Annotated in this window: 20 protein-coding genes; 13 read left to right on the forward strand and 7 right to left on the reverse strand. The window is 69.2% G+C overall.

The annotated features are described in order from the left end of the window. The coding region (gene sepH / locus HMPREF0321_RS06665) for a septation protein SepH (protein WP_006945309.1) at positions 1 to 591 on the reverse strand (591 nt) is incomplete at its 3' end. 87 nt (positions 592 to 678) lie between these two features. On the opposite strand from sepH, the gene HMPREF0321_RS06670 reads away from it, so the two are divergent. The 8 genes from HMPREF0321_RS06670 (at position 679) to HMPREF0321_RS06705 (ending at position 6,263) form a co-directional block, all read left to right on the forward strand. Then, a complete protein-coding gene (locus HMPREF0321_RS06670) occupies positions 679 to 1,317 on the forward strand; it encodes a trimeric intracellular cation channel family protein (RefSeq protein WP_006945303.1) in 639 nt (212 codons plus the stop codon). Further along, the gene (locus tag HMPREF0321_RS06675; RefSeq protein ID WP_006945293.1) at positions 1,314 to 2,432 is read left to right on the forward strand and encodes a ferrochelatase; all 1,119 of its coding nucleotides are present in this window, start codon (positions 1,314 to 1,316) and stop codon (positions 2,430 to 2,432) included. Before HMPREF0321_RS06670 ends, HMPREF0321_RS06675 begins: the two co-directional genes overlap by 4 nt. Before the next feature lie 4 nt (positions 2,433 to 2,436). Continuing rightward, complete coding sequence (locus HMPREF0321_RS06680; RefSeq protein ID WP_006945261.1) at positions 2,437 to 3,315, forward strand: inositol monophosphatase family protein; 879 nt, start codon at positions 2,437 to 2,439, stop codon at positions 3,313 to 3,315. 99 nt (positions 3,316 to 3,414) lie between these two features. Next, positions 3,415 to 3,711, forward strand: a complete 297-nt coding sequence (locus HMPREF0321_RS06685) for a DUF4193 domain-containing protein (RefSeq protein ID WP_006945221.1) — start codon at positions 3,415 to 3,417, stop codon at positions 3,709 to 3,711. A 2-nt stretch (positions 3,712 to 3,713) separates the two neighbouring features. Further along, a complete protein-coding gene (gene dut, locus HMPREF0321_RS06690) occupies positions 3,714 to 4,199 on the forward strand; it encodes a dUTP diphosphatase (protein WP_006945217.1) in 486 nt (161 codons plus the stop codon). Between the two features lie 2 nt (positions 4,200 to 4,201). Then, the gene (locus HMPREF0321_RS06695; RefSeq protein WP_006945294.1) at positions 4,202 to 5,068 is read left to right on the forward strand and encodes a DUF3710 domain-containing protein; all 867 of its coding nucleotides are present in this window, start codon (positions 4,202 to 4,204) and stop codon (positions 5,066 to 5,068) included. Continuing rightward, entirely contained in the window at positions 5,068 to 5,466 is a 399-nt protein-coding gene (locus tag HMPREF0321_RS14825) for an OB-fold nucleic acid binding domain-containing protein (protein ID WP_006945280.1), read from the forward strand. The genes HMPREF0321_RS06695 and HMPREF0321_RS14825 overlap by 1 nt, the downstream gene beginning before the upstream one ends. Continuing rightward, positions 5,463 to 6,263 carry a DUF3159 domain-containing protein gene (locus HMPREF0321_RS06705; RefSeq protein ID WP_006945307.1) on the forward strand — a complete coding sequence of 267 codons (801 nt, stop codon included), beginning with the start codon at positions 5,463 to 5,465 and terminating at the stop codon, positions 6,261 to 6,263. Before HMPREF0321_RS14825 ends, HMPREF0321_RS06705 begins: the two co-directional genes overlap by 4 nt. Positions 6,264 to 6,281: 18 nt before the next feature. Here the strand turns inward: HMPREF0321_RS06705 and HMPREF0321_RS06710 are convergent, their stop codons facing one another. Further along, a complete protein-coding gene (locus tag HMPREF0321_RS06710; protein WP_006945289.1) occupies positions 6,282 to 6,983 on the reverse strand; it encodes a TrkA family potassium uptake protein in 702 nt (233 codons plus the stop codon). Positions 6,984 to 7,024: 41 nt separating this feature from the next. Continuing rightward, positions 7,025 to 7,765 (reverse strand): TrkA family potassium uptake protein, encoded by a 741-nt coding sequence (locus tag HMPREF0321_RS06715; protein WP_006945206.1) that lies wholly within the window; start codon positions 7,763 to 7,765, stop codon positions 7,025 to 7,027. 84 nt (positions 7,766 to 7,849) lie between these two features. Between HMPREF0321_RS06715 and HMPREF0321_RS06720 the strand changes: the two genes are divergently transcribed. From HMPREF0321_RS06720 to HMPREF0321_RS06735, 4 genes are all read left to right on the forward strand, one after another. Next, positions 7,850 to 9,133, forward strand: coding sequence for a class I SAM-dependent RNA methyltransferase (locus HMPREF0321_RS06720; RefSeq protein WP_006945213.1), 1,284 nt, complete (start codon positions 7,850 to 7,852; stop codon positions 9,131 to 9,133). A 253-nt stretch (positions 9,134 to 9,386) separates the two neighbouring features. Then, the gene (gene acnA, locus HMPREF0321_RS06725; protein WP_006945233.1) at positions 9,387 to 12,191 is read left to right on the forward strand and encodes an aconitate hydratase AcnA; all 2,805 of its coding nucleotides are present in this window, start codon (positions 9,387 to 9,389) and stop codon (positions 12,189 to 12,191) included. Between the two features lie 145 nt (positions 12,192 to 12,336). After that, positions 12,337 to 12,489 carry a ribbon-helix-helix protein, CopG family gene (locus HMPREF0321_RS06730; RefSeq protein ID WP_006945277.1) on the forward strand — a complete coding sequence of 51 codons (153 nt, stop codon included), beginning with the start codon at positions 12,337 to 12,339 and terminating at the stop codon, positions 12,487 to 12,489. 100 nt (positions 12,490 to 12,589) lie between these two features. Further along, positions 12,590 to 13,228, forward strand: coding sequence for a VOC family protein (locus HMPREF0321_RS06735; protein WP_217490522.1), 639 nt, complete (start codon positions 12,590 to 12,592; stop codon positions 13,226 to 13,228). A gap of 121 nt (positions 13,229 to 13,349) precedes the next feature. On the opposite strand, the gene HMPREF0321_RS06740 is transcribed toward HMPREF0321_RS06735, so the two are convergent. From HMPREF0321_RS06740 to HMPREF0321_RS06750, 3 genes are all read right to left on the reverse strand, one after another. After that, positions 13,350 to 14,309 (reverse strand): phosphotriesterase, encoded by a 960-nt coding sequence (locus HMPREF0321_RS06740; RefSeq protein ID WP_006945246.1) that lies wholly within the window; start codon positions 14,307 to 14,309, stop codon positions 13,350 to 13,352. Continuing rightward, positions 14,306 to 15,805, reverse strand: coding sequence for an AMP-binding protein (locus tag HMPREF0321_RS06745; RefSeq protein WP_006945239.1), 1,500 nt, complete (start codon positions 15,803 to 15,805; stop codon positions 14,306 to 14,308). The genes HMPREF0321_RS06740 and HMPREF0321_RS06745 overlap by 4 nt, the downstream gene beginning before the upstream one ends. Positions 15,806 to 15,983: 178 nt before the next feature. Further along, complete coding sequence (locus HMPREF0321_RS06750) at positions 15,984 to 16,691, reverse strand: B3/4 domain-containing protein (RefSeq protein WP_006945243.1); 708 nt, start codon at positions 16,689 to 16,691, stop codon at positions 15,984 to 15,986. 393 nt (positions 16,692 to 17,084) lie between these two features. Here HMPREF0321_RS06750 and HMPREF0321_RS14830 point away from each other — a divergent pair, with 393 nt between their 5' ends. Then, entirely contained in the window at positions 17,085 to 17,699 is a 615-nt protein-coding gene (locus HMPREF0321_RS14830) for a D-alanyl-D-alanine carboxypeptidase family protein (protein ID WP_217490523.1), read from the forward strand. Positions 17,700 to 17,921: 222 nt separating this feature from the next. Here HMPREF0321_RS14830 and HMPREF0321_RS06760 read toward each other — a convergent pair whose 3' ends face one another. Beyond that, entirely contained in the window at positions 17,922 to 18,554 is a 633-nt protein-coding gene (locus HMPREF0321_RS06760) for a hypothetical protein (RefSeq protein WP_006945283.1), read from the reverse strand. Between the last annotated feature and the right edge of the window lie 30 nt (positions 18,555 to 18,584).

The raw sequence follows: 18,584 nt of genomic DNA on the forward strand, positions 1-18,584 counted from the left end.
GGCCGCGGCGATCTCGTCGCCGCCGAGCCAGCGGGCCTCGTCGTCGACGGTGCGCAGCGCGCGGTTGACCGGGTCGAACAGCCACGTCGCCTCGCGCTGACGGCCGCCTGCGGGGAAACGCACGATGACGGTCCAGTGCGTGTCGTCGTTCTTCCAGCTGTCCCACACGACGCGCTCGGCCTCGACGCCGCGTTCGGCGAGACGGCGGTCGGCGCGCTCGCGAAGCGTCGTCGTCTCACCGCGACCGAACAGTTGCACCCTCTGGGCAAGTTCGGAGACGTAGTCGCGCTCGGCGCGGATCGGGCCCTCGTAGCGCTGCACCTTCTCGAGCGACCAGCCGGCGCGCTCGGCGATCTCCTCGAGCGGCACGCCGCCGCGGATGAGGCCCTGCACGTCGCGCGGACGCAGCGGGTTCTCCTGCTTGGCCTGGCCGTCGGCGCTGGCCGGCTCACGACGATCGCGCCGGATCGTCGTGCGCAACTCGTCGGTGATGGCGAGGGTGAAGCGCCCGCCGTCACTGTCGGCGAGCAGGAGGTTCGCCCCGTCTTCCGCGACCCCCACCAAACGCAATTCCTGCACGACGAACTCCATCCGTAACCAGACCTTGGGCGTTACCCTGCCATGCTCCCACGAACGATTCCGGGAGGCCGCCCCGCCCGCGATAGCGTGTCGCCTGCCATGGTGCTCACGCAAAGCCACTCGTTGCAGCTCGTCCTCGACCTCGTCGGCGTCTTCGTCTTCGCCCTGTCGGGCGGGCTCGTCGGGGTGCGCAAACGCCTCGACGTACTCGGCGTCATCGTCCTCGCCGGCATGTCAGGCCTCGGCGGCGGGGTGCTGCGCGACCTGCTCATCGGCCAGACGCCGCCCGTCGGCGTCAGCGACTGGCGCCTCATGGGCGTCTGCGTGCTCGCCGGCATCTGTGCGTTCGTCCTGCACCCCGAGGTGAGCCGCATCGCGCGCCTCGTGCGCATCCTCGACGCCGCGGGCCTCGCCCTGTTCTGCGTCGCCGGATCGATCAAGGCGCTGTCGTACGGGATGGGTGCGACGACGTCGATCTTCGTCGGCGTGCTGACGGCCGTCGGCGGCGGGCTCATGCGTGACGTCATCGTGGGCCAGGTCCCCGAGGTGCTGCGCCGCGAGTTGTACGCGGTGCCGGCGCTGCTCGGTTCGTCCCTCGTCGTCGTGGCCCACGAGAGCCACCACTACAGCGTGCCCGTACTGTGGTGCTGCGTCGTCATCGTCTTCGTGCTGCGCATCGTGGCCGTCATCCTCGACCTCAACGCGCCGCAGCCCCTTCGAACAGGAGATCGCCCATGACCGAAGCGAACGCCCTCGAGCCCTACGACGCGGTGCTGCTCGCGTCGTTCGGCGGCCCTGAGAAGGCCGACGAGATCATGCCGTTCCTGCGCCGCGTGACGGCCGGGCGCGGCATCCCCGACGAGCGGCTCGCCGACGTCGCGCACCACTACGAGATCATGGGTGGGCGCAGCCCCATCAACGATCAGAACCGTGCCCTCATCGCGGCGCTGCGCGCCGAGTTCGAGCGTCGCGGCATCACGACGCCGATCGTGTGGGGCAACCGCAACTCCGAACCGTTCCTCGCCGACACGCTGCGCGAGGCGTACGCCGACGGCGCGCGCCGCGTCGTCACGCTGACGACGAGCGCCTACTCCTCCTACAGTTCGTGCCGTCAGTACCGTGAGGATCTCGCGGCGGCCTCGCACGAGTTGTCCGAGGACGGCAGCGTCCCCGAGGGCGCCTTGAGCATCGACAAGGTGCGGCAATTCGCGACGCACCCGAGCTTCGCGCGCACCAACACGCGCCTCGTGACGGACGCCCTGCGTGAGTTCGCGGGCGTTCCCGACGAGCAGGTGCAGGTCGTGTTCGTCACCCACTCGATCCCGCTCGCGATGGACGACACCTCCGGCCCCGGTGACGGCGACGGCAACCTGTACTGGCAGCAGCACGACGAGCTGGGCGCGGCGATCCTCTCGGAGGCCAATGCGACGCTGTCACGCGAGCTCGAGGGCGCGCTCGTGTACTGCTCGCGTTCGGGCCCGCCAACGCAGCCGTGGCTCGAACCGGACATCAACGACCACCTCGAGAACCTCGCCGAGCGGGGCGTGACGCACGTCGTCGTCGCGCCCATCGGGTTCGTCTCCGACCACATGGAGGTCGCGTTCGACCTCGACACCGAGGCCGCCGAGACCGCCGAGCGCCTGGGGCTGACGATGCGTCGCGCGCCGACGGTCGGCATCGACCCCGAGTTCGTCCACGGTCTCGTCGACCTGCTCGAGGAACGCGCCGCGGAGGCACGCGGCGAATCGCCCGAGCACCCCGCGTGGCCCGGCGAGGCGCGACCCAGCGTCTGCGAACCCGGCTGCTGCCCCAACCTGCGCGCCGCGAAACCCGCGCTGTGCGGTCGGGACTGATGCGATGAGCGAACAGGCCGGCGAGCACGGCCTCGGCGCGCTGACGCACCTCGTGCCGGACGTCGCGACCCTGCGCGCGTTGCGTGCTCTCGCGTTCGACCTCGCGTGCGAGGCAGGCGAGCTCATCGTCGACGAACGCCCCGACATCCTCGGCGTCGCCGACACGAAGTCGAGCGAGGTCGACGTCGTCACCGTCATGGACCGTCGCAGCGAAGAACTGCTGCGCGCGCGCATCGCGGCGGCGCGCCCCGACGACGCCATCCTCGGTGAGGAGGACGGCGCGAGCGCCGGCACGTCCGGGCTGACGTGGGTCATCGACCCGATCGACGGCACCGTCAACTACCTCTACGGCCACCCGTTCTACGCCGTCTCCGTCGCCGTGTGCGTCGGCGACACCGCCCGCGAGGGCGCGTGGCTGCCCGTCGCGGGCGCCGTCGCGGTGCCGGAGCTGGATCGCACGTACGTCGCGGGCCACGGCCAGGGCGCCGAGGTCGTCGACCGGGCGGGACGGCGACGCCCGCTCGCCGTCAGCGGGTGCAAGCGACTCGAGCTTGCCCTCGTCGGCACCGGGTTCGGCTACGAGGCCGACAAACGCCGCGAGCAGGGGCAGATGCTCGCATCGTTGCTGCCGCAGGTGCGTGACGTGCGTCGCGCCGGCGCGGCCGCCATCGACCTGTGCTTCGTCGCCGAGGGCATTCTCGACGCGTACTACGAGTCGGGGATCAACGCCTGGGATCAGGCCGCCGGCCAGGTCATCGCAACCGAGGCGGGCGCTCTCATGAGCGGCATGCCCGGGCTACCCGCGGGTAAGACCATGGCCGTCGCGTCGACCCCGAAGATTCACGAGGCGCTTCGCGGTTGCCTTTTCCCCGCGGCACGTTAGTATGCGGGCACAAAATGGCTCAGCCGCGCGTTACAGCGGGGAATCAAGTGATGGGGGCGCTTCGCCCACCCTCACGCACGCAGCGAAGAAAGAACACTGATGGCAACTGATTACGATGCCCCCCGCAAGAACGACGACGACGTCAACGAGGATTCGATCGAGGAGCTGAAGTCCCGGCGCACCGACAAGTCGTCCGGCAGCGTCGACGTCGACGAGACCGAGCACGCCGAAGGCTTCGAGCTGCCGGGAGCCGACCTGTCCGGCGAAGAGCTGTCCGTCCGCGTCCTGCCGCGTCAGGCCGACGAGTTCACCTGCAGCAAGTGCTTCCTCGTCCACCACCGCAGCCAGCTCGCCGAGGAAGACGGCGGCCTGCCGGTCTGCAGCGACTGCGCCTGAGGATGAGTGCCGCCGAAGCCCTGCACGTCGAGGTGCTCCAGCTCGACGCCGGTCTCGAGCCGCCCGCGTACGCCTACGACGGCGATGCGGGCGCGGACCTGCGTGCCCGCATCGGCCTGACGCTCGCGCCCGGCCACCGTGCGCTCGTCCCGACGGGCGTTGCGCTCGCACTGCCGCCTGGCTGGGCCGGTTTCGTGCACCCCCGCTCGGGGCTCGCGGCGCGCCACGGCATCACGGTGCTCAACGCACCGGGCGTCGTCGACTCGGGGTATCGCGGCGAGATCCAGGTCAACCTCATCAACACCGACGCGCGCGAGTCCTTCACGATCTCGCGCGGCGATCGCATCGCCCAGCTCGTCATCCAGCGCGTCGAGCACGTGGTGTTCGAGCACGTGGAATCGCTGACGAGCACGCAACGCGGTGAATCCGGCCACGGCTCCAGCGGTGGTTTCGACACGGGGCGCGCGCCCCAGCGAGAGGGAAAGTGAACATGGCCGTTTTCGGACGACGCAAGAAGGGCGCCGACGCGGCGAAGGACGCTGCGACGAGCGAAGAGGTCGAACCGACCACGACCGCTGACGACGCTTCCACGGACGTTGATGACCTCGACGCCGGCGACCTCGATGCCGACGCTGTCGACCTCGACGAGCCGAGCGCCGAGGACGACGAGGCTGCGCGCCGACGCCGTTCGAAGCTGCGTCCGCGGGAGGAGGTCGACCTGAGCGACGGCCCCTACGACTCCGCCTCGGCCCCGACGCGCGATGAGATGGACTTCGGTTCACTGCGCCTCGTGCCGACCGAGGACATCGAGCTGCGCCTCGACGTCGACGAGACGTCCCAGACCCTCACGGGCATGACGGCCGTCTTCGGCGAGGCCGGCACGTCCGCGGTGCAGTTGCAGGTGTTCGCCGCGCCCAAGACGACGGGCGTCTGGTACGGCATCCGGCGCGAGATCGCCGAGGCGATCGTCGCCGGCGGAGGCACGGCCGAGGAGGTCGACGGACCGCTCGGCACGGAACTGCACGTGCGGATGCCCGGCCAGGGACCCGACGGACGCACGACGTTCTCGCCGGCTCGTTTCGTCGGCGTCGACGGCCCGCGCTGGTTCCTGCGCGCCGTCCTCTCCGGTGACGCAGCCACTGACGACGACGCCGCAGCCCGCGCGATGGAGTTCGTCCGCACCGTCGTCGTGCACCGTGGTTCCGACCCGCGCGCCCCGCGCGAACTGCTCGAACTGACGTTGCCGCCCGAGCTCATGGCGCAGGCTCAGGCGAGCGCGCAGGAGCACGAACAGCACACCGACGCCCCCACCGTCGGCCCCCTCGAGCGCGGCCCGGAGATCGCGGAGACCCGCTGATGCGTCCGTGGCTCGCGCGCCGCGTCGCGCCCACCGGGTTGCGACGCCGCGTCGAGCGTCGGCGAGGCTCGCACCGCCTCGACTCGCCACCGGAACGCGAACCGGCGTCGATGCCGGGCCTCGCGCCGGTGCGCACACCGCGCGTCGTCGAGGGCGTCATCGCCTCCGTCGACGAGCGAGCCGCGGGCGATCACGTGCCCGCCGTCGTCGCCCAGGTCCGCGAGGCGGACGGCGACGAGGTCGCGCTCGTGTGGTTGGGCCGACGCCACATCGGCGGTATCGAGCCCGGTGTTGCCGTGCGGGCGTGCGGTCTCGCCGCGACGCATCGCACCCGGCCTGCCATCTTCAACCCCGCGTACGAACTGGTGCCGAGCCCACGCACCGAGGAGCAGCCGTGAACGCACCGAACACCGTCGAGGCCGTCATCCGCGAGCGGTTGTCGAGCGCGATGGGCGGCTGGCGCGGCTCCTGCGAGGCCGCCCTGCCGACCGTCGCCTTCGTCATCGTGTGGACGGCGACGAAGAACCTCAACGCCGCGTTGCTGGCCGCCGGGGCCGTTCTCGTCCTCGCCGCGCTGCTGCGTCTCGTGCAGCGTCAGACGCTGAGGTTCGTGCTCATGGCTGCGTTCGCGACGGCCCTCGCGGCGTTGCTCGCGAAGCGCTCCGGGCACGCCTCCGACGTGTTCCTGCCGGGGCTCATCCAGGGCGGCGTCATGCTCGCGATCAGCGTGCTGTCGATCGCCGTGCGCTGGCCGCTCGTGGGCTTCATCGTCGCGGGCGGCGACCCGAACCTCAAGGACGACCCGACGGCATGGCAGCGCAGCCGCTCGATGGTGCGCGTCTGCACGCGCCTGACGTGGGTGTTCGCCGCGCTGTTCGCGATCCGTCTCGCCGTCATGGTGCCGCTGTACCTCGCCGACGACGTCACCGCGCTCGGCGTCTGCAAGATCGTGCTCGGTTGGCCGCTGTACCTCGCGGCGCTCGGGCTCATGGTGCTGCTGCTCGTCAAGGGTGAGACGCCGCTCGAGTCGCACGACCCGCTGCTGCACGACGACCCCGAGGGCCACGAGCGCCTTGAACACGCCGAGCACACGGGGCTCGTCGAGAACAACGCGCGCGCCGAGAACATCGCCTGCGGTGAGAACCTCGGGCGCGGGCAGCACAGCGGGCCCGTCGAGACCGACGAGGGTCGCTGACGCGAGCCCAGATCGGCCTCAGGCCTGCGGGTCGGAGTGCACCGTCGAGATCTCCTCGGGGCGCCGGCCCGTCAGCGTCGCCGCGAGCTCGCGCTCGGCCGACGGGGTCGCGAGGAACAGCAGTTCGTCGAGGGCATGCAGGGTGTCGTGGGGGCTCGGTGCGATGGGGAGCTGGTCGCGGATGATGCCGACGAGCACGCAGTCGGCGGGCAGGTGCACCTCGTCGACGCGGCTGCCGACGAACGGCGCGTGAGCGGGCAGCGTCAGCTCGACCATCGTCGCCTTGCCCTGCTGGAACTCGAACAGGCGCACGAGGTCACCGACGCTGACGGCCTCCTCGACGAGCGCCGTCATGAGCCGCGGCGTCGAGACGGCGACGTCGACGCCCCAGCCGTCGTCGAACATCCACTCGTTCTTCGGGTTGTTGACGCGTGCGACGGTGCGCGGCACGCCGAACTCGGTCTTGGCGAGCAGAGAGACGACGAGATTGACCTTGTCGTCACCGGTCGCGCAGACGACGACGTCGGCTGCCTCGAGCTGGGCCTCGTGCAGCGTCGTGACCTCGCACGCGTCGGCGAGCAGCCAGGTGGCCTCCGGAATCGACTGCACGCGGGACTCGCGAGCGTACTTGTCGATGAGTAGCACCTGGTGGTCGTTGAGCAGTAGTTCGCGGGCGATGGAACGTCCGACGCTGCCTGCTCCGACGAGGACGACGCGCATGCTGGGCCTTTCGGTTCGGATCGGACGGGCGGCGGGTCGACTCAGGGCCGGCGGGTCGTCGGGTTGGACGCTTCTGCATGTCCGGACGACGCGGTTCCTGACGACGCAGGGCGCACACCCGTGATGCTCGACGGCGGTGCCGCGAGCACGGCCTCGACACGCTCGACGTCGCGGGTGGCGAGGACGAGATGCACGGTGTCGCCGTCCTGATGCACGAGATCCTCGCGTGGCAACAGCGCCGTGCCGGTGCGCGCGACGTACGCGACGCGCGTGCCCGTCGCGGCTTCGAGGTCGCGGTAGCGGGTTCCGATCCACGCGGCGTCCACGGGCATGTCGACGATGCTGACGCTGCCCGTACGGTCCTGGTGGACCGTGACGGCCTGCTGCGGTACGAGCCGCCGCATCACCTGGTCGGCGGCCCAGCGCACCGTCGCGACGGTGGGGATGCCGAGGCGCTCGTAGATCTCGGCGCGGCCCGGGTCGTAGATACGGGCGACGACGTGGTCGACGCCGTACGTCTCGCGCGCGACGCGTGCGGCGAGGATGTTCGAGTTGTCGCCGCTGGACACGGCGGCGAACGCATACGCCTGCTCGATGCCCGCGGCGACGAGGGTGTCGCGGTCGAAACCGATGCCGACGACACGCCTGCCCTCGAACGAGCTCGGCAAGCGACGGAACGCCGCCTCGTCGCGGTCGACGACAGCGACGGAGTGGCCGGCGTCCTGGAGGTTGCGCGCGAGGTAGGAGCCGACGCGACCGCAACCCATGATGACGTAGTGCACGCTTCGACCTTATCGAAGCCGTGTCCATCCGAGCCAAGCCCACCTTCGTTGCGTTTCGCGGCGACGACAGGAACCCTGGGGCGTATGGCAACCTCTCGCACCGCACCCGGGCGCCGCAGCGCGCAGAACCGTCGACGCACCCGCAAGGGCACTGCGATGGAGGGGCAGCGCCTCGAGCTCGACGTCGAGAACGTCGCGCACGGTGGTCACTGCGTCGCGCGTCACGACGGGCGCGTCGTGTTCGTGCGTCACGCGCTGCCGGGGGAGCGCGTCGTCGCGCGCATCACGGACGGCACGAGCGAGTCCAAGTTCCTGCGCGCCGACGCCATCGAGATCCTCAACGCCTCACCGGATCGGGTGACGCCGCCGTGCCCGTTCTCCGGGCCGGGCCTGTGTGGGGGCTGCGACTGGCAGCACGCGAGTCTCGACGCGCAGCGCCGCCTCAAGGCCGACGTCGTGCGCGAACAGCTCGCCCGCATCGCGAAGCTCGATGTCGACGCACGCTTCCCCGACTTCACCGTCGAGGCCCTGCCCGGTGACGGCCCGATAGCCGAAGGTCTGCGCTGGCGCACCCGCCTCGAACTCGCCGTCGACGGTGGCGTGGCCGGACTGCGTGAGCACCGCTCGCACCGCCTCGTCGTGATCGACGACTGCCTCATCGCCGATGCCGGGTTCACACCCGCCCTGCACGAACGCTTCGACGCCGGCGTCACCGGGTTCGACCTGGTGCGCCCGAGTGTCGGCGACGACATCATCGGCATCGAACTGCCTCAGCCGAAGGGTGAGACGACGCCGACCGTCCGCGAGGTCGTCGAATCGGCGCACGGCAGTGCGGAGTTCGACGTCAGTGCCCGCGGTTTCTGGCAGGTCCACCCGGGCGCCGCGGCGACGTTCCTCGACGCCGTCATCGACGAGACCGACCCGCAGCCGGGGGAGAGCGCCCTCGATCTGTACTGCGGTGTCGGCCTGTTCACGCGGGCGCTCGCCGACCTCGTCGGGCCTGACGGGCGCGTCGTCGGTGTCGAAGCCGACGCGGACGCAGTCGACCACGCGCGCACCAACATGGGCGGTGCGCGCCACGTCGACCTCGTCACCTCACCCGTGGAGAAGGCGCGCCTGCCGCTGGAGCGCGCCGACGTCGTCGTCCTCGACCCACCGCGCGCCGGTGCCGGACGCGATGTCGTCGCGACGATCGTCGGCCTCGCACCGCGCGTCGTCACGTACGTGGCGTGCGACCCGGCGGCACTCGCGCGCGACCTCGGCTACTTCGTGTCGCACGGGTACGAGCTGACGAACCTGCGCGGCTTCGACGCGTTCCCGATGACGCAGCACGTCGAGTGCATCGCGACGCTGCGTCCGCGGGGTTGATCGTCAGCCGTTCTTCGGCGCGCACGCAGTGAGCAGGAACAGGCGCGACCAAGTGTGCGCACGGGCAGACAGGCGCGTCGGATCGGCCTACGATCGATCGTGAGAGCGGCGTCACGACGGGGCTGTCGAAGTTAGGCATGCCTTTGCTGAGGCCCGTTCCCGGCGTGTGATTTGATTATCTTGACGTCAAGATAAATGACGCGGGACGCGTGCCCGAGGGGTGCGTGCCCAGGCAACAGACGAAGGAGTCGGCGTGAGTCAGAGCACGGACAGCTTCGGAGCAAAGGGCAGCCTTGAGGTTGGCTCGAACAGCTACGAGATCTACCGCATCAACACGGTCGAGGGCAGCAAGAACCTCCCGTACAGCCTCAAGGTTCTCCTCGAGAACCTGCTGCGCACCGAGGACGGCGCGAACGTCACGAAGGAGCAGATCGCTGCTCTGGGCAACTGGGACGAGAACGCCGACCCCGACACCGAGATCCAGTTCACGCCGGCGCGCGTGATCATGCAGGACTTCACCGGTGTTCCCTGTGTCGTCGACCTCGCCACGATGCGTGAGGCCGTCGGCGACCTCGGCGGCGACCCGGCGAAGATCAACCCCCTCGCCCCGGCCGAGATGGTCATCGACCACTCCGTCATCATCGAGGACTTCGGCAACCCGCAGGCGTTCGAGAAGAACATCGAGATCGAGTACCAGCGCAACGAGGAGCGATACCAGTTCCTGCGATGGGGCCAGACGGCGTTCAACGAGTTCGCGGTCGTCCCGCCGGACACGGGCATCGTCCACCAGGTCAACATCGAGCGCCTCGCCCGCACCGTCATGGTGCGCGAGGGCAAGGCCTACCCCGACAGCTGCGTCGGCACCGACTCGCACACGACGATGGTCAACGGCCTCGGCGTGCTCGGCTGGGGCGTGGGCGGCATCGAGGCCGAGGCGGCCATGCTCGGCCAGCCAGTCTCCATGCTCATCCCGCGCGTCGTCGGCTTCAAGCTGACGGGCTCGACGAAGCCGGGCGTCACAGCCACGGACGTCGTCCTCACGATCACCGAGATGCTGCGCAAGCACGGCGTCGTCGGCAAGTTCGTCGAGTTCTACGGCGACGGTGTCGCCGAGGTTCCGCTCGCCAACCGCGCGACGATCGGCAACATGAGCCCCGAGTTCGGTTCGACGTGTGCGATCTTCCCGATCGACGACGTCACGCTCGACTACCTGCGCCTGACGGGCCGTGACGACGAGCAGGTGGCTCTCGTCGAGGCCTACGCCAAGGAGCAGGGCCTGTGGCACGACCCGAGCAACGAGCCCCGCTTCTCCGAGTACCTCGAGCTCGACCTCGGCGACGTCGTCCCGTCGATCGCCGGCCCGAAGCGCCCGCAGGACCGCATCATCCTGTCCGAGTCGAAGAAGACGTTCCGCGAGCAGCTGCCGAGCTACACCTCGGGTGTCGAGGGCAACGGCGTCGAGGGCACGACGTTCCCGGCCTCCGACCCGATGCAGCCGGGCAGCGACGAGCAGGCCGACAACTCCACGCCCGTCACGCCCGTCGAGGCCGCGGTGCCGTCGGCCGAGGGCCGTATCTCGAAGCCGGTCGAGGTGAAGATGAACGACGGTCGCTCGTTCACGCTCGACCACGGTCACGTGGCGATCGCCTCGATCACGTCGTGCACGAACACGTCGAACCCGTCGGTCATGATGGCCGCCGGTCTGCTCGCGAAGAAGGCCGCCGACAAGGGTCTGACGCGCAAGCCGTGGGTCAAGACGTCGATGGCGCCCGGCTCGAAGGTCGTCACCGCGTACTACGACGCCGCCGGTCTGTGGGAGAGCCTCGAGAAGGTCGGCTTCTACCTCGTCGGTTACGGCTGCGCGACCTGCATCGGTAACTCGGGTCCGCTCGAGCAGGAGATCTCGGACGCGATCAACGCGAACGACATCACCGCGACGGCCGTCCTGTCGGGTAACCGCAACTTCGAGGGCCGCATCAGCCCCGACGTCAAGATGAACTACCTCGCCTCCCCGCCGCTCGTCATCGCCTACGCGCTGGCCGGCACGATGGACTTCGACTTCGAGAACGACGCCATCGGCAAGGACGACGACGGCAACGATGTGTTCCTCAAGGACATCTGGCCGTCCGCCGAGGAGGTCGACGCCGCGATCAAGGGCGCGATCAAGAAGGACCTGTTCACGAAGGAGTACGCCGACGTCTTCGCCGGTGACGAGCGCTGGCAGAGCCTGCAGACGCCCGAGGGCAAGACCTTCGCGTGGGACGAGAAGTCGACGTACGTGCGCAAGCCGAACTACTTCGACGGCATGAAGATGGAGACGACGCCGGTCACCGACATCAAGGGCGCTCGCGTGCTCGCGAAGCTCGGCGACTCCGTCACGACCGACCACATCAGCCCGGCCGGCAACATCAAGGCCGACAGCCCGGCGGGCAAGTACCTCGCCGAGCGTGGCGTCGAGCGCAAGGACTTCAACTCCTACGGCTCGCGTCGCGGCAACCACGAGGTCATGGTGCGCGGTACGTTCGCGAACATCCGTCTGAAGAACCAGCTCCTCGACGGCGTCGAGGGCGGCTTCACGCGCAACTTCCTCAACGGTGGTGAGCAGACGACGATCTTCGAAGCGTCCGAGGCCTACCAGGAGGCCGGCGTTCCGCTCGTCGTCCTCGGTGGCAAGGAGTACGGCTCGGGTAGCTCGCGCGACTGGGCTGCCAAGGGCACGCGTCTGCTCGGCGTCAAGGCCGTCATCGCCGAGTCGTTCGAGCGCATCCACCGCTCGAACCTCATCGGCATGGGCGTGCTGCCGCTGCAGTTCCCGGCCGGCAAGACCGCGGACGACCTGGGCCTCGACGGCACCGAGACGTTCGAGATCACCGGCATCGAGGCGCTCAACGAGGGCACGACGCCGAAGACGGTCAAGGTCGTCGCGTCGAAGGACGGCGGCGAGCCGATCGAGTTCGACGCGGTCGTTCGCATCGACACCCCCGGTGAGGCCGACTACTACCGCAATGACGGCATCCTGCAGTACGTGCTACGCAACCTGGTGAAGAACGCCGCCTGAGCGATCTGACCCACCTGCACGAGCGACGCGGCCCGGTTCCCCTTCGGGGAGCCGGGCCGCGTCGTCGTGTCGAGCAACTTCCTGTTTCTGGCGCGGTAACGTCGTCGTCCATGCTGCATTGCTAGCAAGCTAACGAGGAGGGGTGATGGTCGAGGGTCGTCTGAAGAAGACACAGTTCAACGTCTACCTACCTGCCGACCTGGTTCGAGAGATCAAGCACCGCAGCATCGACGAGGGGCTGAGCCTGTCCGCCTTCGTCGGGCGCGTCGTGAGCGACTACCTCGAGGAGAAGCGATGAAAAGCAGGGCATGCAGCGCGTGGCGGTGAGGCAGATCGTGTTCACCGGCGATGTCGAGCGATGGAGTGACCTGGCGCGGGCCTTGGGAGGCGACCCGGTCGTGACCTCGCCCGAGTACGCCGAGTTCGAGATGCCGGGCGGTGGGTTGCTGGGCGTGCATGCCGCCTCCGACGAGGCGCCGGTCGGCTCCTGCGCGTTGCAGGTCGTCGTCGCCGATCTCGATGCCGCGCGCGGCGCCCTGGCCGCGGTGGGGGTTGGCGGAACGATGGTGACGGAGGACTTCGGCCGCGTGCTCGACGTGCACCGCGGCCCTGCGGGGCCGGACGTCGCCGTCGTCGAAGGACGGGTGCCGACGGGGCCGCGACGACCGGGTGCGCTCATGGTGACGCCGCTGTCGTTGGTCGGCGAGATTGACACGACCGTCACGGCGTTCGAGGCGTTGGGTCTCCACCCGGTCCTGCGCAGTGACGCGGGCACCTTCGTCGAGATGGTCGCGGCGGGCGGCGGCGAGGTGCTCGTCCACGAGGGGGAGGGCGGTGCCGCACTGTCGTTCCAGATCGACGCGCTCGACGATCTCGAGCGCCTGTGTCGCGAGGCCGGGGTGGAAGTCGAGATCGTCGACGAGACCTATGGGCGCACCGCGCTCATCAGCGCCCCCGACGGGCCTCGCGTCTGGGTGAACGAACGCCAGCGCGACTTCTACGGCTACGAACGACTCGCCGACGCTGCGTCCGTCTGAGGCCGCGGGCCCCTCGGCGGCGCGGGAGGTTGAGGTGATTCGCGCTCCATGGAGCGCGAATCACCTCAACCTTCGGGCGGGTTTCGTGCGGACACAGGTGCCGGAGTGCTCGGCGCCAGGGTCAGCCGCCGAAGTGGCGGCGCGGGTTGTCGACGAGCATTGTCGTGATCTGAGCATCCTCGACGCCGCGCTCACGCAGGGCCGGCAGGACGTCCTCGCTGATGTGGCGGTAGTTCCAGTTCGGCGCGGCCGCCTTGCGTGCCTCGGCGGGAAACCAGTCGATGGAACACGACGCGTCATGCGCGAGGACGACGCGCTCGGTGTACCCACGTCGGCACAATTCCGCGACGGTGTCGACGCGTTCTTCGAAGGGCAGCAACACGTCGAGGCCGAAGCGGTCCATGCCGAGGTAGCTGCCTGCGTCGGCGAGGCGGCACAGGTAGTCGAGGTCCGTCGAGTCGCCGCTGTGACCGATGATGACCCGGCTCAGGTCGGCGCCTTCCTCTGCCAGCACGCGTTGCGCGACGAGCCCCGATTCGCTCGCGGCGTGCGTGTGCACCGTGATCGGCGCGCCACTCTGCGCGCTCGTCGCGCCGACGGCACGCATGACGCGTTCGACGCCGGGCGTCAGGCCCTGCTCCTCGATGGCGCACTTGAGGAATGCGGCACGCACTCCGGTGTCCGCGATGCCGTCGTTGAGGTCCTTCAGGAAGAGCTGCACCATCGGCTCGGGCTGGTCGAACAACAGCCCCGGCCCGCTGTGGTGGAACTGGAACGGCACCTCGTTGTAGGTGTAGACGCCCGTCGCGACGAGGATGTTCAGCTTCACCTGCTGCGCGATGCGCTGCACTCGCGGGATGTAGCGCCCGAGCCCCAGCACGGTGGGATCCATGATCGTGTCGATGCCGAGCCCCTCGAGCTGCGTCAGCTGCTCGACGGCATCGGCGATCTGGGCATGCTCGTCCCACTCGGCGTAGTTGAGACGGTATTCCTCGTTCATCACGAAGATGTGCTCGTGGACGAGAGTCGCACCCATCTGCTCGACGTCGATGGGGCCGGTGACGGTCTGGACCTGCGTCATGGTGTTGCTCCTTCGTCGGTGGTCCACTCGATGGCGCGCTTGAGGATCTTTCCGGTGGCGCCCTTGGGCAGTGCGTCGTCGAAGCGGATGAGGTGGGGCACCTTGTACGCGGACAGCTGCTCCTTGAGCCACGCGCGCAGCTCGTCGGCGCTCAGTTCGCGCCCCGGCGTCAGGACGACGACGGCTGCGACCTCCTCGCCGTAGCGCTCGTCCGGCACGCCGATGACGGCTGCCTCGACGACGTCGGGATGGCTGTAGAGCACCTCCTCGACCTCCCGGGGGTAGACGTTGTACCCACCGCGGATGATGAGGTCCTTCGCCCGGTCGACGATCGCCAGGTAGCCTTCCCCATCGAGACGGCCCAGGTCGCCGGTGCGCAGCCAACCGTCGCTCAGATCCGCGGCGGTGGCCGCCTCGTTGTTCCAGTACCCCTTCATGACCGTCGGGCCCTTGACGAGCACCTGTCCGACCTCACCGACGGGCGCGCGGCCCCCGTCGAGGCTCTCGATGACGATCTCGGTGTCGGGCAGCGCGACGCCGACGGTGCCGGCGCGCTGCTCGATGCCGTCGCGGTGGTAGCTCGCGGCGCCCGTCGTCTCCGTCAGGCCGTACCCCTCGAGGATGGTGCAGGCGAAGCGACGCTCGAAGGCGGCGATGACCTCGACGGGCAGGCTCGCACCGCCGGAGGCCGCGAGGCGCAGGTCGGGGCAGTCCTTCGGCCCGAAATCGCCCTCGACGTGGACGAGGTAGTTCCACATCGTCGGCACACCCGCGACGACGTTGATCTCGTGGTCGCGGATCATCGCCAACATCGCGCGTGGTTCGAAGGGAGAGAGCACCGAGAACGACCCGCCGGCCAGCATGACGGTGTTCATGCACACGCACTGACCGAAGACGTGGAACAGGGGGAGCGCGGTACCGAACTTCTCCGTCGATGCGAAGTTCAGCTGCGTGATGAACGCGCTCGCCACAGCGAACAGGTTCGCCACCGTCAGCTGCACCCCCTTGGGGCGGCCGGTCGTGCCGGAGGTGTACAGCAGGATGGCCGTGTCGGCGTCAGCGCGCTCGACGGGTTCGTCGAGCGGGGCCCGCGTGGCGGCGTCGGCGCCGGCATCGAGGATGACGAGGTCCATCGTCAGCTTGCTCGCGACGCGTTCGCCAGCCGCGGCGCTCGCGTGCCACGCGACGATGTGCCGAGCGCCCGAGTCCGTCGCCACGTATTCGATCTCTGCGGGAGTGGACATGGTGTTGAGAGTCACCGCAATCGCCCCGACGGCCTGCGCGGCGTAGTAGGCGACGGCGAACTCCGGAACGGAGGGGGCGATGAGCAGGACTCGGTCGCCCTGGCTGATGCCGCGGTCACGTAGATGACCCGCGAACGCGGCCGCCTTGTCCCTCAGCGTGGCGTAGTTCCAGGTCGTGCTCGGGCTGCGAAGCGCGGGGCGCTCGGGTGCGCTCGTCGCGTGCGTCCAGATCGGGTCGGCCATGTTCGGCATGCGTCACCTCATGTCATCGTGATGTGAATCACGGTAGAGGTGAGAGGCCCCTCATGGGCGTTATTCGGCAGTTCGAGTGAGTCGGCAGGCGCGCGACGTGACGTCGCCGCCCCGGTGTTGCCCGGGAAACGGGGCGCCGATGTCGCGAAACCCGGGCACCATCGGCGCCGCCGATGGATCAGAGGATGCGACTCGTCAGCGTCACTCCGGGGCTGACGGCCTCGAGCGCCTCGCACAGGGCGTCGCGCACCTCGGTGGCGCGCTGCTCGCCGTCGCCGGGCTCGACGTCGAGGATGTCGCAGATGAAGATGGCGTTCGTCGTGTCGTCCGTCAGACGCGTGCGATAGCACTGACGCCAGTTCCAACGGCGGCAGGTGACGCCGGCGTCGTCCCGCCAGACGACTTCGCCGGCGTCGGGGTGCTCGAGCGTCTCGGCGCCCGAGGACATCGTCGAGAACTCCTCGTCGCCGGTGGCGCGCGTGAGGCGCAGCGGACCGTCGTAGGCGTCGAGATCCTCACCGCCGAGGGGCGTCTGGTGACGCACGGACACCGCGTTGTAGGCATCCGTCAGCGCGTTGACGCGGGGGAGGGCGTCGGCTCGGCGCAGCAGCGCCTCCGCCGAGTTGCGTGTGCGCTGCGGTTTCGCGCCGAACGCGCGGTAGGCGTCGCGCCAGGCCGCGATGTGCGGCAGTTCCTCGGGAGGGGTGTGCTCGAGCATGCCGCGTACGTGCTCCTCGGCGGCGAACAGCAGCGTCTCGCTCTCCTCGTTCGACGCACCGCCGTGCAGGCCCCGCGCGACGACGAGAACGGCACGGTAATCGGGGCGCAGTTCGCGCACGGAGTCATCGATGGAAGCGGCTTCGAGCCAGGCGTCGAAAGAAGTCATGGGCCCATTCTCGCGCGGACGGCACGACGCGTGGGTGCCCCCGGGTGGGGGTGTGTCTCGAGGCGGTGGCCGCACCGGTGCTGCCGCAGCGCGCCGCTGTCTCACGAGCGTGACGCACGATCCCGCGAGCCGCGGTGATGTGTGTCACACTCAAGAGGCAGATGGCGGGGCGGGCAGCGCGCCGACGAGTGACGGGGGAATTCTGCGATGCAGACACTGACGCGACGTGGCGCACTTCGACACGCCGGCCTCGCTGCGGCGACGACGGCCCTCGTGATCGAAGGGGCGCCGCAGGCTTTCGCAGCGGTTCCTGCGTCGAGGCAGGTGGCCCGTGCGGGGGCAACGTCGGTCCTCGTGCGACGGACGACCGCGACGCTTTCCTACCGCGTCAACGTGCGCGATCAGCCCACGCTGGAACCGCGCGCCCGGATCGTCGGGACGCTGGCGAGCACCACGACGCTGACAGGCTCTTACGACGCGAGCGGCCTGTGGTTCCGCATCGCCGAGGGTGCGTTCAAGGGGCGGTGGGTGACGTCCGCAGTCCTCGTCGCGACGACGGCGCGCGCGGTGAACGGCCGTCTGCCGATGTCGGCCGTCACGCGACTGCCGAGCTGGAGCGTCAACGTCAGCAACCTGCCGCACGAGCCGCGGTATCTCTCGCGCGCGGCGGCCGTCGGATATCTCGGACTGGCCGCGGCTTTCAAGGCTCGTTTCGGTGTGGCGCTGACGATCACCGAGGCCTACCGCACCCTGAGCCGTCAGCAGCTGCTCTACCGCACTCTCGGCTACCCCCGCGCGGCCGTCCCCGGCACCTCGAACCACGGGTTGGGCAACGCGATCGACTTCGGCATCGCCCGCACGAACGCGATCAACTCGCCTCTGTACTTCGGGCGTTCTTACGACGTGTGGCTGACGGCCAACTCCAAGCGCTGGGGATTCGACCGCCCCGACTACATGGATCGGCGCGGGTCCAACCCCGAGTGGTGGCACTACAACTTCGTCGGGTGACGACGGTGACGGAGGTCGCAACCGCTGGGTGAACCGCGCCGGCCATCAGCTGCTCGACGATTACGCGTCTGCACGAAGCATGTGCCGCACATTCGTCGTGCAGGTGCGTGATGCTCGAGCGGCTATCGGGGCGGGTGGCGGTTGCCGTCAGTCGACACGCGTCGGCCGCCAGCACCCGTGGGGTACCGGCGGCCGAGATGATGCGTGTGAGGCTGGCCGTAATCAGCCGTGCGGCGTCAGCGTCATGTTGATCGTGTTGCCGGGGCCGGCCACCTGGCTGTTGACGAGGCTCGTCGACAGGCCGCAGTTGGCGAAGTTCGGGATGGTGAACGTGCCCGAGAGGTTGATCGGGTCGAACAAGCCACCCTGCTTGCCCGTCACGGTCAGCGTGATGGGGCTGCTCGTGCGGCAGTTCTTGCCGACGAGGTTGATGAGGCCCTTACCCGTGGCCGAGACATCCTTGATGTGGAGGTTGACCTTCTGGGTCTGCACGATCTTGTGCGTGTTCGGGTCGATCGTTCCGACGGCCTTGCCGACGGGTTCCTGCGAGATCGTCGCGATGGCGATCTGCAGCTTGCCGAGCTTCACCGGCATCTTGAAGTCCTTGAGCATGATGTCGGAGCTCAAGTCACCCTTCTCGACGTGGAGGGTGGAGAAGGTGAAGCCGGTCGTCGTCGAGGACTGCCCGGACTTCTTGATCGTCGTCGTCGCCGACGTGTCGTAGCCGAGGTTCCAGATGGTGTCCTTCGTCGTGTCGCTCGTCGCGGCCTGCGCGCCGGGCGCAGCCATCGTGACGGTGCCGGCCACGGCGGTGGCGACGAGGGCGATCTTGGCGGTACGGCGTGTGGTGAACATGCTCATCCTTCGATAGTCGATGTGAACCGA

Origin of the sequence: Dermacoccus sp. Ellin185, assembly GCF_000152185.1 — a bacterium.
GTDB lineage: Bacteria > Actinomycetota > Actinomycetes > Actinomycetales > Dermatophilaceae > Dermacoccus > Dermacoccus nishinomiyaensis.